Source organism: Candidatus Polarisedimenticolaceae bacterium (assembly GCA_036275915.1).
Lineage (GTDB): Bacteria > Acidobacteriota > Polarisedimenticolia > Polarisedimenticolales > DASRJG01 > DASRJG01.
Genome location: DASUCV010000005.1, coordinates 1 through 15,355 on the forward strand (window position 1 = coordinate 1; position 15,355 = coordinate 15,355).

Below are 15,355 nucleotides of genomic sequence, written 5' to 3' on the forward strand. Positions count from 1 at the left end.
GATGGTGATGCCGGGTGACAACGTGACGCTCGAGGTGATCCTGCACACGCCGATCGCGATGACGCAGGGGCTGCGCTTCGCGATCCGCGAGGGCGGCCGCACCGTCGGAGCGGGCACCGTCACGGACATCGTGGAGTAAGGCCATGCGCGAGAACGTCACGCTCCAGTGCGCCGATTGCAAGCGGCGCAACTACGTCACGACGAAGAACAAGAAGACGACGACCGGCAAGCTCGAGTTCAACAAGTTTTGCCGGTTCTGCCGGAAGCACACGGCTCACAAGGAAACGCGGTAAGGCGAGGGATCGCACGTGGACGGACTCAAGGGACAGTGGACGCGCTTGACCACATTCCTCTCGGACGTCCGGGGGGAGCTGCAGAAGACCTCCTGGCCCACCCGCAAGGAGGTCCGGAACACGACGATCGTCGTCGTCGTGTTCGTCATGATCTGCGCGGTGTACCTCTACGCGGTGGACTTCGTCCTGCAGAAGAGCATGGAACGGCTCATCGGGACGTTCTCGCGATGAGTGGGCCGGGGGTCGCGATGAAGCAGTGGTACATCGTCCACACGTATTCGGGCTTCGAGGGGAAGGTCAAAGAGAGCCTTCGCCAGAGGGCCGACGCGATGGGGATGGCCGAGATCATCGAGGACATCCTGATTCCCACCGAAGAGGTCGTCGAGGTGAAGGACGGGAAGAAGACGCGCTCGACGCGGAAGTTCTTCCCGGGCTACGTGCTCGTCAAGATGGAGATGTCGGACACGGCCTGGCACGTCGTCAAGAACACGCCGAAGGTCACCGGCTTCGTCGGGACCGGCAACAAGCCGGTGCCGCTGTCGGACGCGGAGGTCGACCGGATCGTCAATCAGGTCGCCGTCGCCGTCGACAAGCCGAAGCCGAAGCTCGAGTTCAAGACCGGTGAGGCGGTGCGGATCAACGACGGGCCGTTCAGCAACTTCACGGGCCAGGTCGAGGAAGTCAACGAGGACCGCTCGACCTTGAAGGTCATGGTGACGATCTTCGGGCGCCAGACTCCGGTCGAGCTCGAGTTCCAGCAGGTGGAGAAGATCTAGATGGCGAAGAAGATCACCGGGTACATCAAGCTTCACATTCCCGCCGGCAAGGCGACCCCCGCACCCCCCGTGGGTCCGGCGCTCGGCCAGCACGGCGTGAACATCATGGACTTCTGCAAGAACTTCAACGCCCGCACCGCCAAGGGCGAAGGGATGCTCACGCCGGTCGTGATCACCGTGTACCAGGACCACTCGTACACGTTCGTCACGAAGACGCCGCCGGCGAGCGTCCTCCTGGCGAAGGCCGCGAAGGTCGAGAAGGGGTCCGGCACGCCGAACAAGAACAAGGTCGGCAAGGTGACGAAGGCGCAGGTCCAGGAGATCGCCAAGACGAAGCTCCCGGACCTGAACTGCGACACGATCGAAGCCGCGGTGAAGATCGTCGAGGGCAGCGCGCGCTCGATGGGAATCGAAGTCGTTTAAGCGACGCGAGGAGTCGGAACGTCATGGCCAAGACAGGCAAGAAGTACGCAGCCTCCGCCAAGAAGGTCGAGGCGCGCCCGCACACCGTTCCGGAAGCGGTCGCGACGATGCGCTCCGCGTCGTTCGCGAAGTTCGACGAGACCGTCGAGCTCGCGATGCGGCTCGGCGTCGATCCGAAGCACGCCGACCAGATGGTCCGCGGCACCGTCGTCCTGCCGCACGGCACCGGGAAGAGCAAGAAGGTCGCGGTGATCGCGGCGGGCGAGAAGATGAAGGAAGCGCAGAACGCCGGGGCCGATCTCGTCGGCGGGGCCGATCTCGTCGCGAAGATTCAGGAAGGGTTCGCCGACTTCGACGCGGTCGTGGCGACCCCCGACATGATGAAGGACGTCGGCAAGCTGGGTAAGGTCCTCGGGCCGCGCGGCCTCATGCCGAACCCGAAAACCGGCACGGTGACGTTCGACGTCGCGAAGGCGATCGGCGAGATCAAAGCCGGCAAGGTGGAGTTCCGCGTCGACAAGACCGCGATCATCCACGTGCCGGTCGGCAAGATGTCGTTCACCGACGGGAAGATCTCGGACAACGCGCTCGCGGTCATCCACGCCGTCCTCCGCGCGAAGCCGCCGGCCGCGAAGGGGAAGTACGTCGAGTCCATCTACCTCTGCTCGACCATGGGGCCGTCGATCGCCGTCGACCCCGTCTCGGTCGAGCTGCCCACGGCGTGAGGTGAGTCGTGCAGCGGTCTGAAAAAACCAACGTCGTCACGACCCTCACGGAGTCGTTCCGCGGCATGCCTCACGTGATCCTCACCGACTACAAGGGGATGACGGCGAGCCAGTCGACCGATCTCCGGCGCAAGATCCGTGCGGTCGGAGGGAGCTACCGCGTCCTCAAGAACCGGCTCGCGCGGCGCGGCTCGGAGGGCACGGCGGTCGCGAAGATCGCCGACAAGCTGCGCGGGACCTGCGGCCTCGCGGGGCACGCGACCGATCCGGTCGGGCTCGCGAAAGTCCTCTCGGATTTCGCGAAGGACAATCCGCAGCTCAAGCTCGTCGCGTGCGTCGTCGACGCGCGCGAGGTCTACGGCGCCGACGGCATCAAGCAGCTCGCGACGCTGCCGGGCCTGCCGGAGCTGCGTGCGCAGCTCTTGGCGCTCGTGAACACGCCGGCGACGCAACTCGTCCGGCTCCTCAACACGCCGGCAGGACAGGTGGCGCGTGCGTTGGATGCGCGCCGGGAGAAGCTCGAAGGCGGGGCGTCCTAGCCCCGGGGAACAGGATCGAAACGTCACAACGCCGGGAGTTCCCGGTCGCAACGGAGGATTCGGATCATGGCTGACTTGCAGTCGATTGCGGAGAACCTGAGCTCGCTCACCGTCATGGAGGCGGCCCAGCTCGTGAAGATGCTCGAAGAGAAGTGGGGCGTCTCCGCGGCCGCGCCCATGGCGATGGCCGCCGCAGGCCCTGCGGCCGCCGCGGCCCCCGCGGCCGAGGAGAAGACCGAGTTCGAGGTCGTCCTCAAGGAAGTCGGCGACAACAAGATCAACGTCATCAAGGTCGTCCGCGAAGTGACGAGCCTCGGCCTCAAGGAGGCCAAGGACCTGGTCGACGGCGCGCCCAAGACGATCAAGGAGGGCGTGACGAAGGACGACGCCGAGGCGATGAAGAAGAAGTTCGAGGCCGTCGGCGCGAAGGTCGAGATCAAGTAGCGTCCGCGTCCGGACGGTCTACCAGGCGCGGCGCTCCATGAGTGACGCGGCGCCGGCCGGCCGCCTTTCCCAAGGGAGGGGCGGTCGTGCCGTCGGCACCTCAAACCTGGGACCCGGGCGACCGGGTCCCGAAAGGGGTTGAAATCGAGATGTCCGAGGCCCTCAGGACCACGAGTTCCAAGCGGATCGAGTTCTCGCGCATCCGGACCTCCGTCCCGATGCCGAACCTGATCGAGGTCCAGAAGCGCTCCTACGAGCGGTTCCTCCAGATGCACACGGCGCCCGCGGACCGCGATCCGGCGGGGCTCCAATCGGTTTTCAAGTCGGTCTTCCCGATCCGGGACTTCCGGCAGACCTGCTCCCTCGAGTTCGTCGATTACACGATCGGCAACTGGGAGTGCAAGTGCGGCGAGCTGGCCGGCATCGAGCACCTGCGGTCGGAGTGCACCCACTGCGGTCGCCGCCTGATCGCCCCCGACGCGCGGGGCAGCGAGGTGCTCTGCGACCACTGCGGCAACCTGACCCCGGTCACGATCAAGGACTGCGAGCAGTGCGGCGACCCGGTCGCGCTCAAATTCAAGTACGACGTCGACGAGTGCCAGGAGCGCGGGCAGACCTTCACGGTGCCGCTCAAGGTGACGATCCAGCTCGTCGTCTACGACAAGGATCCCGACACCGAGGCGCGCAGCATCCGCGACATCAAGGAGCAGGAGGTCTACTTCGGCGAGATCCCCATGCTCACCGAGAACGGGACCTTCATCATCAACGGGACCGAGCGGGTCATCGTGAGCCAGCTCCACCGGAGCCCGGGCGTCTTCTACCAGTCCGACGCGCAGAAGACCTCCTTCATGGCGAAGGTCATCCCGTACCGCGGTTCGTGGGTCGAGTTCGAGTACGACCAGAAGAACATCCTCTACGTGCGGATCGACCGGAAGCGGAAGTTCCCCGCCACGGTGTTCCTCCGGGCGCTTGGTCTCGAGGACGACGCGTCGATCCTGCGCGCCTTCTACACGGCCGCCACGGTCAAGCTCGACCAAGGCAAGTTCGTCGTGAAGGCGGACGCCGGGGCCGTCGGGAAGAAGATCCGGCAGTCCGTGACCCACGGGAAATCCGCCGAGGAGATCCTGAAGAAGGGCCGTCGGGTCAAGGCGGAGCAGCTCGAGGATCTGCGCAAGGCGAAGATCGAGTGGATTCCGCTCGAGACGTCCGAGATGGACGGGGCGTGCACGATCCGCGATCTCGCCGACCCTGCGACGGGCGAGGTCCTCGTCGAGGTCGGCAAGCCGTTGACCGCCGAGGCGATCGAGCGCCTGGTCGCCTCCGGCGTCGAGTCGTTCGACGTCTGTTTCCCCGAGGCCGAGGACGTCGGCGGCATCCTCCTCGAGACGTTGGCGAAGGACGCGGTCAAGACGCAGAACGACGCCCTCCTCGAGATCTACCGGCGCCTCCGGCCCGGCGATCCGCCGACGCTCGAGTCGTCCCGCAATCTCTTCAACGGCCTCTTCTTCGACCCGACCCGCTACGACTTCTCCAAGGTCGGGCGGCTGAAGTTCAACACGAAGCTCTACAGCATGTCCGAGAAGGACTGGCCGGCGTCGGTCAAGGAGCGCTGGGACAAGGGCGAGGACCGCACGCCGACGCGCGAGGATTTCATCGAGGTCTTGCGCTACATGCTCAAGCTCCGGAAGGGCGTGGGCGAGGTCGACGACATCGACCATCTCGGCAACCGCCGCGTCCGCAGCGTCGGCGAGCTCCTGGAGAACCAGTTCCGCATCGGCCTCGTGCGCATGGAGCGCGCGATCAAGGAGAAGATGTCGGTCTACCAGGAGATGACGACGGCGATGCCGAACGACCTGATCAACGCCAAGCCGGTCATGGCGGCGATCCAGGAGTTCTTCGGCAGCAGCCAGCTCTCCCAGTTCATGGACCAGACGAACCCCCTCTCGGAGGTCACGCACAAGCGCCGACTCTCGGCGCTCGGCCCCGGCGGGCTCTCCCGCGAGCGGGCGGGGTTCGAAGTCCGCGACGTCCACCCGACGCACTACGGCCGCATCTGCCCGATCGAGACCCCCGAAGGTCCGAACATCGGGCTCATCTCGTCCCTGTCGTGCTTCGCGCGGATCAACGACTACGGCTTCATCGAGTCGCCGTACCGCAAGGTCGAGCACGGCCAGGTCGTCGACTACGTGCGCATCGTCCGGACCGCGGACGGCCCGTACAAGCTGCACGACGTCGTGCGGCAGGACGAGTTCGAGAAGGACGTCCAGCGCCTGGGTAAGACCGGCAAGACCGCGCCCGAGGCCGAGCCGCATTCGTTCTACCTCACCGCCTGGGAAGAGGACCGCTCGGTCATCGCGCAGGCGAACGCGAAGCTCAACCCGGATCTGTCCTTCGCCCACGAGCGGGTCAACGCGCGCAAGGCCGGCGAGTTCAAGCTCGTGCCGAAGGACGACGTCGCCTACATCGACGTCTCGCCCAAGCAGCTCGTCTCGGTCGCGGCGTCGCTCATCCCGTTCCTCGAGAACGACGACGCGAACCGCGCGCTCATGGGATCGAACATGCAGCGGCAGGCAGTGCCGCTCCTCCGTCCGAAGGCGCCTTTCGTCGGCACCGGGATGGAGGCGGTCACCGCGAAGGACTCCGGCTCGGTCGTCATCTGCAAGCGCGCCGGCATCGTGGATCTCATCGACAGCCAGCGCATCATCGTCCGGGTGGGCGCCCAGGGGCGCGAGGACTTCGGCGCCGACATCTACTCGCTGACGAAGTTCAAGCGCAGCAACCAGAACACCTGCATCAACCAGCGCCCGATCGTGAAGCAAGGCCAGCGCGTCGAGAAGGGCCAGGTCATGGCCGACGGCCCGTGCACCGAGCGGGGCGAGCTGGCGCTCGGGCGGAACGTCCTCGTCGGGTTCATGCCGTGGCGCGGCTACAACTTCGAGGACGCCATCCTCGTCTCCGAGAAGCTCGTGCGCGAGGACTCGTTCACCTCGATCCACATCGAGGAGTTCGAGATCGAGGCGCGCGACACGAAGCTCGGGCCCGAGGAGATCACGCGCGACATCCCGAACGTCGCCGAGGAGTTCCTGAAGGACCTCGACGAGTCCGGAGTCATCCGCATCGGCGCGCACGTGAAGCCGGGCGACATCCTCGTGGGCAAGGTCACGCCGAAGGGCGAGACGCAGCTCACCCCCGAAGAGAAGCTCCTGCGGGCGATCTTCGGAGAGAAGTCCGGCGACGTGCGCGACGCGTCGCTCACCACGCCGCCGGGGATCGAAGGCACGATCGTCGACGTCAAGATCTTCTGCCGGAAGGGGGTCGAGAAGGACTCCCGCGCGCTCGAGATCGAGCAGGCCGACATCGACCGGATGAACAAGGACCTCGAAGACCAGATCCGCATCCTCCGCGAGGAAGACCGGAAGCGGCTCATCGAGCTCCTCGAGGGCGAGCGTCTCTCGACGCCGCTCCGCTCGAAGCAGACGAAGCAGGACATCCTCGCGGCCGGGACCGAGATGAGCCGCGAGGTCATGGCGGAGATCTCCACCGAAGACCTGCACCGGTGCGAGATCGACACGACCAACCAGAAGAAGCTCGCCGAGATGCGGCGCATCGAGGAGCGCACCAGGAAGCGCGTCCAGATCCTGAAGAAGCTCAACGAGGACAAGGTCGCCACCCTCCAGAAGGGCGACGAGCTCGCTCCCGGCGTCATCAAGATGGTCAAGGTCTACGTCGCCATGAAGCGCAAGCTCTCCGTGGGCGACAAGATGGCGGGCCGCCACGGCAACAAGGGCGTCATCGCTCGGATCCTCCCCGAGGAGGACATGCCGTGCCTCCCGGACGGTACTCCGGTCGAGGTCGTCCTCAACCCGCTCGGCGTGCCGTCGCGCATGAACGTCGGCCAGATCTTGGAGACCCACCTGGGGTGGGCCGCTTCACGGCACGCTTCGTGGATCGAGGCGCAGCTGACCCGCGAGCGCGGGGAGGCGGTCTCCGCCGTAAGGGCGCGTCTATCGGAGATGCTGCCCCCGGGCCCGATGAAGGATGCGGTCACGGCGGCGGGCGACGACACGGTGCTCGATCTCGGCCGCGCCCTCGCCGAGGGCGTCACCTTCGCGTCGCCGGTCTTCGACGGCGCGCTCGAGACCGACATCAAGACGCAGCTCCACGTCGCCGGCCTCCCGTCGTCGGGCAAGATCCAGCTTCGCGACGGAAAGACGGGCGAGGCGTTCGAGCAGCTCGTCACCGTCGGCTACATCTATCTCCTGAAGCTCAGCCACCTGGTCGACGACAAGATCCACGCACGGTCGATCGGGCCGTACTCGCTCATCACGCAGCAGCCGCTCGGCGGCAAAGCCCAGTTCGGCGGCCAGCGTTTCGGCGAGATGGAGGTGTGGGCGCTCGAGGCGTACGGCGCGGCGCACATCCTCCAGGAGCTCCTCACCGTGAAGTCCGACGACGTCTACGGCCGGACGAAGATCTACGAGGCGCTCGTCAAGGGCGAGCCCACCGTGGAGCCCGGCCTGCCCGAATCGTTCAACGTATTGGTTCGTGAACTTCAGAGCCTCTGCCTCGACGTCGAGCTGCTGAGCGATCGTCCCGACGCTCGCGGCCCCTCGATGATCTGACGGGGAGGGAGGAAAATTGAGCCGACCTTCGTTCCTGTTCGACAAGGCGAAGACGATCAACGACTTCAACGCGATCCGGATCAGCCTCGCGTCGCCGGAGAAGATCCGTTCGTGGTCGTACGGTGAGGTCACGAAGCCGGAGACGATCAACTACCGGACCTTCAAGCCGGAGCGCGACGGCCTATTCTGCGCGAAGATCTTCGGCCCGGTGACCGATTGGGAGTGCCTCTGCGGCAAGTTCAAGCGCATGAAGCACCGGGGCGTCGTCTGCGACAAGTGCGGCGTCGAGGTCACGCAGAGCAAGGTCCGCCGCGAGCGGATGGGCCACATCGAGCTGGCGAGTCCCGTCAGCCACGTGTGGCTCTTCAAGGGTCTGCCGTCGCGCATCGGACACCTCCTCGACATGACCCTGCGCGATCTCGAGCGGATCCTCTACTTCGAGGCGTACTGCGTCATCGACCCGGGCGACGTCCCGACCCTGGAGGAGCGTCAGAGCCTCACCGAAGAGCAGTACCGCGAGCTGATGGATCAATATCCGGATCAGTTCACCGCCGGCATGGGCGCCGAGGCGATCAAGGAGCTGCTCGCCCGCGTCGACGTGGACACGCTCGCCCGCGAGATGCGCGAAAAGATGCGGAACGAGACGTCGATGCAAAAGCGCCTCAAGTACGCGAAGCGCCTCAAGGTGGTCGACGCCTTCCGCAAGAGCGGCAACCGCCCCGAGTGGATGATCCTGGATGTCATCCCGGTCATTCCGCCGGAGCTCCGGCCGCTCGTGCCGCTGGACGGCGGCCGCTTCGCGACCTCCGACCTGAACGACCTCTACCGCCGCGTCATCAACCGGAACAACCGCCTGAAGAAGCTCCTCGACCTCAAGGCGCCCGACGTCATCGTGCGCAACGAGAAGCGGATGCTCCAGGAGGCGGTCGACGCGCTCTTCGACAACGGCCGCCGCGGCCGCGTCCTCAGGGGCAGCAACAACCGCCCGCTCAAGTCGCTGTCGGACACCTTGAAGGGCAAGCAGGGGCGCTTCCGCCAGAACCTCCTCGGCAAGCGCGTCGACTACTCGGGCCGCTCGGTCATCGTCGTCGGCCCCGAGCTCAAGCTCCACCAGTGCGGCCTGCCGAAGAAGATGGCGCTCGAGCTGTTCAAGCCGTTCATCTACAACAAGCTCGAGCGCGAAGGGCTCGTCTCGACGATCAAGGCCGCGAAGGAGATGGTCGAGCTCGAGCGTCCCGAGGTCTGGGACTACCTCGAAGAGGTGATCCAGGAGCACCCCGTGCTCCTGAACCGCGCGCCGACGCTGCACCGGCTCGGCATCCAGGCGTTCGAGCCCGTGCTCGTCGAGGGGAAGGCGATCAAGATCCACCCTCTCGTCTGCACGGCGTTCAACGCGGACTTCGACGGCGACCAGATGGCGGTCCACGTGCCGCTGTCGGCGAAGGCCCAGATCGAGGCGCAGGTCCTCATGATGTCGACGCACAACGTGCTGTCGCCGGCGAACGGGTTGCCGATCGTGAACCCGTCGCAGGACATCGTGCTCGGCTGCTACTACCTCACGCAGGAGCGCCCGGGCGCCAAGGGCGAGGGCCGCGCCTTCAGCTCGACCGACGAGGTCATCCTCGCGTACCAGTCGGGCGAGGTCGAGACGCTGTCGCGCATCGTCCTCCGCTACACCGGGCGCCTCATCGACCTCACGACCCTTCCCCCGAAGGATCGCGAGAACGTCGCTCGCGCCCCCGAGCAGCAGGTCGAGAACTACCGGCTCATCACGACCGTCGGACGGGTCATCTTCAACGACCACATGCCCGAGGAGCTGCCGTACCTGAACGGCCTCCTCAAGAAGAAGGGCCTCCAGTCGCTCGTTCACTACTGCTACCTCAGGAACGGGATCAACCGGACCGTCGAGCTCGTGGACGCGCTGAAGGACCTCGGCTTCACCTACGCGACCCGCGCGGGGGTGTCGATCGGCGTCGACGACATGGTCGTCCCGCCGGAGAAGGCCCAGGTCGTCGACAAGGCCCGCGCCGATCAGATCGAGGTCGAGCAGCAATACCTCGACGGTGTCATCACGAACGGCGAGCGCTACAACAAGGTCATCGCGATCTGGTCCGAGGCAACCGAGCGCGTCTCGGAGGCGATGTTCCGCGAGATGAACCGCCTCGAGCGCGAGCGGCGCGAGTTCAATCCGATCCTCATGATGGCGGACTCGGGCGCCCGCGGCAGCAAGCAGCAGATGCGCCAGCTCGCCGGGATGCGCGGCCTCATGGCCAAGCCCTCGGGCGAGATCATCGAGACGCCGATCACGGCGAACTTCCGTGAAGGCCTCAACGTGCTCCAGTACTTCATCTCGACGCACGGCGCCCGCAAGGGCCTCGCGGACACGGCGCTCAAGACGGCGAACTCCGGTTACCTCACGCGCCGCCTCGTCGACGTCAGCCAGGACGTCATCATCTCGGAAGAGGACTGCGGGACGATCGAAGGGATCGAGGTGGGCCGCATCGAAGAAGGCGGCGAGATCATCGAAGAGCTGCGCGACCGGATCGTCGGCCGCGTCGCGCTCGAGGACGTCCGCGACCCGCTGACGTCCGACGTCATCGTCGGCCGCAATTCGGTCTTCGACGAGGACCTCGCGACCGCCGTCCAGGACGCCGGCATCGAGAGCGTCCGCATCCGGTCGGTGCTCACCTGCGAGTGCAAACGCGGCGTCTGCATCCGTTGCTACGGCCGCAACCTCGCCACCGGGCGCCTCGTCGAGCTCGGCGAGGCGGTCGGCGTCATCGCCGCGCAGTCGATCGGCGAGCCCGGCACACAGCTCACGATGCGGACCTTCCACATCGGGGGCACCGCGCGCATCGAGGATCAGTCGTCGATCGAGTGCCGGAACGCCGGTACGGTCAAGTACCAGAACATCAAGTTCGTCATCAACCGGAACGGGAAGCCGGTCGCGATCAACCGGAACGGCGCGCTCGTGATCCAGGATCGTGACGGCCGCGAGCGCGAGCGCTACACGGTTGTCTACGGCGCCGTGCTCGAGGTGGCGGACGGCGACGTCGTCGACTCGGGGACCAAGCTTGCCGAGTGGGACCCGTACACGTACGCGATCTTGACCGACGTTCCGGGCACGGTGAAGTTCCAGGACATCGAGACCGGCGTGACGATGCAGGAGGAAGTCGACGAGGTCACCGGCTTCTCCCGCCAGGTCATCGTCCAGTCGCAGGACGAGAAGAAGCACCCGCAGCTCCTCGTCGTCGACACCAAGGGGAAGGTGCTCCGGAAGATCCTCATGCCGGTGCACGCGATCCTCATGGTCCGGGACGGCGAGCCGCTCCAGGAAGGCGACGTTCTCTCGAAGATCCCGCGCGCCACGACGAAGACGAAGGACATCACGGGCGGCCTGCCGCGCGTCGTCGATCTCTTCGAGGCGCGTCACCCGAAGGATCCGGCCGTCATGGCCGAGGTCGACGGTACCGTGCACTATGGCGAGATCGTCAAGGGTTCGCGCAAGATCGTCATCCGCACCGATGACGGCGAGGAGCGGGAGTACTCGATCCCGAAGGGCCTCCACGTCAACGTGCAGGAGGGCGAGCGCGTGCGCGCCGGCGACGCGTTCACCGACGGCCCGAAGGACCCGCACAAGATCCTCGAGATCTTGGGCGAGCGCGAGCTGCAGAAGTACCTGCTCGACGGGATCCAGGAGGTCTACCGCCTCCAGGGCGTCAACATCAACGACCAGCACCTCGAGACGATCATCCGGCAGATGATGCGGTGGATCAAAGTCGAGGACGTCGGCGACACCGAGTTCATCGTCGACGAGCAGGTCGACCGCTTCCGGTTCGTCGAGGAGAACGAGCGCGTGCTCGCCTCCGGCGGCGCGCCGGCGCGCGGCCGCCCGCTCCTCCTCGGCATCACGAAGGCGTCGCTCTCGACCGACTCGTTCATCTCGGCGGCGAGCTTCCAGGAGACCACGCGCGTCCTGACCGAGGCCTCGATCTCCGGCAAGGTCGATCACCTGCGCGGCCTCAAGGAGAACGTCATCATGGGCCGGCTCATCCCGGCCGGGACCGGGATGTCGCTCTACTCGGACATCCAGATCGCGCCCGACGGGCCTCCGCCGATGGAAGAAGAGATGGTCGAGGAGTTGGTCGAGCCCGAGATCGATCTCGACACGGACCGGTTCTCCGAGATGCTCCGGGCGGCGGCGGCCGCCGCCACGGGCCAGCCGGAGCCGGGAAAGACAGCGTAGGGACGTCTTCCGAGGGCGGTCTTGACCGCCCTCGGAGCGTTCTGTTAGTATCCCCGGGTTTTTCGCCCGGATATTCCGGGTTTCAGGAGTGGTGGGTGCCGACCGTCAGCCAGTTGATCCGAGCCGGGCGCGACCAGCAGCGCTCGCGAACGAAGAGCCCGGCGCTCGTGCGCTGCCCGCAGAAGCGGGGCGTGTGCGTCCGCGTGTACACCTCGACGCCCAAGAAGCCGAACTCGGCCCTCCGCAAGGTGGCCCGGGTTCGCCTCACGAACGGCATCGAGGTCACGACCTACATCCCGGGCGTCGGCCACAACCTCCAGGAGCACTCGATCGTCATGATCCGCGGCGGCCGCGTGAAGGACCTTCCCGGCGTCCGCTATCACGTCATTCGCGGCACCCTCGACGCCATGGGCGTCGACGGCCGGAAACAGAGCCGGTCCAAGTACGGCGCCAAGCGGCCGAAGGCCTGAGGATTCACGATGCCTCGACGCGGTAACATCCCGAAGCGCGAGATCCTGCCGGATCCCGTCTATCAGTCTCCGCTCGTGACGCGGTTCATCAGCTGCCTCATGTACGACGGAAAGAAGTCGACCGCCGAGTCGATCTTCTACGGCGCGATGCAGTTCGTTCAGGAGCGCGGCAAGGACGATCCGGTCAAGATCTTCCGCAAGGCCGTCGACAACGTGAAGCCGATGCTGGAAGTGAAGTCACGCCGCGTCGGCGGCTCGAACTACCAGGTCCCGGTGGAGGTGCGGCCCGAACGGCGCACCGCGCTCGGGATCCGCTGGATCATCTCGTACTCGCGCGAGCGCTCCGAGAAGTCGATGCAGGAGAAGCTGGCGAACGAGATCTTGGACGCTTCCGCGCTCCGCGGCGGCGCGTTCAAGAAGAAGGAAGACACGCACAAGATGGCGGAGGCCAACAAAGCCTTCGCGCACTATCGGTGGTAGAAGTTCACAGTTAACAGTCGACAGTCGACAGCTAACTGTTGATCTAAATCGCGACCCGGCTCACCCCGGGGGCGCATGGATCTTTGACGTGGCGCGCCAGGCACCTCTGGAGAGGACTCGGAATATCGGCATCATGGCGCACATCGATGCCGGTAAGACGACGACCACCGAGCGCATCCTCTTCTACACGGGGATCACGCACAAGCTCGGCGAGGTGCACGACGGGACCGCGACCATGGACTGGATGGTCCAGGAGCAAGAGCGCGGGATCACGATCACCTCCGCCGCCACGACCTGCTTCTGGAACGACCACCGCATCAACATCATCGATACGCCGGGCCACGTCGACTTCACCGCCGAGGTCGAGCGTAGCCTCCGCGTTCTCGACGGCGCCGTCGCCGTCTTCTGCGCCGTCGGCGGCGTCGAGCCGCAATCCGAGACGGTGTGGCGCCAGGCCGACAAGTACCGCGTCCCGCGGATCGCGTTCGTCAACAAGATGGATCGCGTCGGCGCCGACTTCGATCGCGTCCTCGCGATGATCCAGGACCGCCTCGGCGCACGGCCGATCCCGCTCATGCTGCCGCTGGGCGAGGCCGACACCTACCGCGGCGTCGTCGACGTCGTCCGGATGAAGGCGCTCGCCTGGAACGACGACACCCTCGGGGCCGAGTACCACGTCGAGGAGATCCCGGCGGAGCTCGTCGATGCCGCGCGGGCCGCGCACGACCGCGCGGTCGAGGCGGCGTGCGAGGTCGACGATCAGCTCCTCGAGGCGTTCCTCTCGGGCCGGTCGATCGCCCCCGACGCCCTCGTCGAAGCGCTCCGGCGCGGCACCTGCCAGATGCGGTTCGTCCCGGTGCTCTGCGGCTCGTCGTTCCGGAACAAGGGCGTGCAAACCCTTCTGGACGCGGTCGTCGACTACCTCCCGTCGCCGCTCGACGTCGCGCCCATGGAGGGTGTCGATCCCGCCACGGGCGAGCCGGCCTCGCGTCCCGCGGACGACAAGGCGCCGTTCGCCGCGCTCGTGTTCAAGATCATGACCGACCCGTTCGTCGGTCATCTCGCCTTCGCGCGGGTCTACTCCGGCCATCTCGATTCGGGCGCCACCGTCTACAACCCGGCGCGCCGGCAGACGACGCGCGTCGGGCGCCTCCTCAAGATGCACGCGAACAAGCGCGAGGAGATCGGCGAGGTGTGGGCCGGCGACATCGCGGCGATCGTCGGCCTCAGGAACGCGGCGACCGGCGACACGATCTGCGATCCCGACGCGCCGGTCCTCCTCGAGCGCATGGAGTTCCCGGAGCCGGTCATCCGTCTCGCGATCGAGCCCAAGACGAAGGCCGATCAGGAGAAGCTGGCGACCGCGCTCGGCAAGCTCGTCCAGGAAGATCCGACCTTCCGCGTCCACGCCGACCCGGACACCGGCCAGACGCTGATCGCCGGGATGGGCGAGCTGCACCTCGAGATCCTCGTCGACCGGCTCCAGCGCGAGTTCGGCGTCGGCGCGAACGTCGGGCGGCCCCAGGTCTCCTACCGCGAGACGATCAAGGGCCAGGGCGCGGCCGAAGGGCGCTTCATCCGGCAGACCGGCGGCCGCGGCCAGTACGGCCACGTGAAGATCCGCGTCGCCCCGGCGGGCGCGGACAAGGGATTCGTCTTCGAGAACGCGATCGTCGGCGGCGCGATTCCGAAGGAGTTCATCGGCGCGTGCGCCGCGGGCTTCGAGGAGGCGATGGAAGGCGGGATCCTCGCCGGCTATCCGATGCGTGACGTCAAGGTCACGCTCCACGACGGCTCGTACCACGAGGTCGACTCGTCCGAGATGGCGTTCAAGATCGCCTCGTCGATGGCGTTCAAGGAGGCGTGCCGGCAGGCCGGCGTCGGTCTCCTCGAGCCGGTGATGCGGGTCGAGGTCGTCACCCCGGAAGAGACGATGGGCGAGGTCATCGGAGACCTGAACGCCCGCCGCGGCCGGATCAGCGCGATGGACTCGCGCGGCCGGCTCTCGATCATCCAGGCGATCGTGCCGCTCGCCGAGCTGTTCGGCTACGCGACCGATCTCAGGAGCCGCACGCAGGGACGCGGCACCTACACGATGCATTTCTCGCGTTACGAAGATCTGCCGCGCGCGATCGCCGACGAGGTGGTCGCGCGGGTCACGGGCACGACGAAGCGCTAGCGCGCTGGAGGAATCGGAGCGATGGCCAAGGAGAAATTCGATCGTTCGAAGCCGCACGTGAACGTGGGGACGATTGGTCACGTGGACCATGGGAAGACGTCCTTGACTGCGGCGATCACGATGACGCTCGCGAAGCGGAGCAATGGGAAGGTAGCGGT

14 protein-coding genes are annotated in these 15,355 nt (G+C 66.3%); all 14 read left to right on the plus strand.

Annotated elements, in window-relative coordinates; all coding sequences use genetic code 11:
- Positions 1 to 139, plus strand: a 139-nt coding sequence (gene tuf / locus VFV19_06020; GenBank protein HEX4823848.1) for an elongation factor Tu, incomplete at its 5' end; no start/stop codon positions are given.
- Positions 140 to 143: 4 nt separating this feature from the next.
- Positions 144 to 293, plus strand: a complete 150-nt coding sequence (gene rpmG, locus VFV19_06025; GenBank protein ID HEX4823849.1) for a 50S ribosomal protein L33 — start codon at positions 144 to 146, stop codon at positions 291 to 293.
- 15 nt (positions 294 to 308) lie between these two features.
- A complete protein-coding gene (gene secE / locus VFV19_06030) occupies positions 309 to 524 on the plus strand; it encodes a preprotein translocase subunit SecE (protein HEX4823850.1) in 216 nt (71 codons plus the stop codon).
- Positions 525 to 541: 17 nt separating this feature from the next.
- Complete coding sequence (gene nusG, locus VFV19_06035; GenBank protein ID HEX4823851.1) at positions 542 to 1,069, plus strand: transcription termination/antitermination protein NusG; 528 nt, start codon at positions 542 to 544, stop codon at positions 1,067 to 1,069.
- On the plus strand, positions 1,070 to 1,492 hold the full coding sequence (gene rplK / locus VFV19_06040) for a 50S ribosomal protein L11 (protein ID HEX4823852.1): 423 nt from the start codon (positions 1,070 to 1,072) through the stop codon (positions 1,490 to 1,492).
- A gap of 23 nt (positions 1,493 to 1,515) precedes the next feature.
- On the plus strand, positions 1,516 to 2,217 hold the full coding sequence (gene rplA / locus VFV19_06045) for a 50S ribosomal protein L1 (GenBank protein HEX4823853.1): 702 nt from the start codon (positions 1,516 to 1,518) through the stop codon (positions 2,215 to 2,217).
- A gap of 8 nt (positions 2,218 to 2,225) precedes the next feature.
- A complete protein-coding gene (gene rplJ, locus VFV19_06050; protein HEX4823854.1) occupies positions 2,226 to 2,756 on the plus strand; it encodes a 50S ribosomal protein L10 in 531 nt (176 codons plus the stop codon).
- A 66-nt stretch (positions 2,757 to 2,822) separates the two neighbouring features.
- Complete coding sequence (gene rplL / locus VFV19_06055) at positions 2,823 to 3,200, plus strand: 50S ribosomal protein L7/L12 (protein HEX4823855.1); 378 nt, start codon at positions 2,823 to 2,825, stop codon at positions 3,198 to 3,200.
- An 86-nt stretch (positions 3,201 to 3,286) separates the two neighbouring features.
- Complete coding sequence (rpoB, locus tag VFV19_06060) at positions 3,287 to 7,822, plus strand: DNA-directed RNA polymerase subunit beta (protein HEX4823856.1); 4,536 nt, start codon at positions 3,287 to 3,289, stop codon at positions 7,820 to 7,822.
- 16 nt (positions 7,823 to 7,838) lie between these two features.
- Positions 7,839 to 12,068 carry a DNA-directed RNA polymerase subunit beta' gene (rpoC, locus tag VFV19_06065; protein HEX4823857.1) on the plus strand — a complete coding sequence of 1,410 codons (4,230 nt, stop codon included), beginning with the start codon at positions 7,839 to 7,841 and terminating at the stop codon, positions 12,066 to 12,068.
- 95 nt (positions 12,069 to 12,163) lie between these two features.
- Positions 12,164 to 12,538, plus strand: a complete 375-nt coding sequence (rpsL, locus tag VFV19_06070; GenBank protein HEX4823858.1) for a 30S ribosomal protein S12 — start codon at positions 12,164 to 12,166, stop codon at positions 12,536 to 12,538.
- 9 nt (positions 12,539 to 12,547) lie between these two features.
- Positions 12,548 to 13,018, plus strand: a complete 471-nt coding sequence (gene rpsG / locus VFV19_06075) for a 30S ribosomal protein S7 (GenBank protein HEX4823859.1) — start codon at positions 12,548 to 12,550, stop codon at positions 13,016 to 13,018.
- An 88-nt stretch (positions 13,019 to 13,106) separates the two neighbouring features.
- The gene (gene fusA / locus VFV19_06080) at positions 13,107 to 15,197 is read left to right on the plus strand and encodes an elongation factor G (GenBank protein HEX4823860.1); all 2,091 of its coding nucleotides are present in this window, start codon (positions 13,107 to 13,109) and stop codon (positions 15,195 to 15,197) included.
- 21 nt (positions 15,198 to 15,218) lie between these two features.
- Positions 15,219 to 15,355 (plus strand): GTP-binding protein (locus VFV19_06085; GenBank protein ID HEX4823861.1); only part of this gene is annotated, 137 nt, incomplete at its 3' end.

What these genes read in the sequence shown, in the direction of transcription:
- rpmG (HEX4823849.1), top strand. Translation starts at nt 144, where the DNA reads ATGCGCGAGAACGTCACGCTCCAGTGCGCCGATTGCAAGCGGCGCAAC.
- nusG (HEX4823851.1), top strand. Translation starts at nt 542, where the DNA reads ATGAAGCAGTGGTACATCGTCCACACGTATTCGGGCTTCGAGGGGAAG.
- rpsG (HEX4823859.1), top strand. Translation starts at nt 12,548, where the DNA reads ATGCCTCGACGCGGTAACATCCCGAAGCGCGAGATCCTGCCGGATCCC.
- rplL (HEX4823855.1), top strand. Translation starts at nt 2,823, where the DNA reads ATGGCTGACTTGCAGTCGATTGCGGAGAACCTGAGCTCGCTCACCGTC.
- rplK (HEX4823852.1), top strand. Translation starts at nt 1,070, where the DNA reads ATGGCGAAGAAGATCACCGGGTACATCAAGCTTCACATTCCCGCCGGC.
- rplA (HEX4823853.1), top strand. Translation starts at nt 1,516, where the DNA reads ATGGCCAAGACAGGCAAGAAGTACGCAGCCTCCGCCAAGAAGGTCGAG.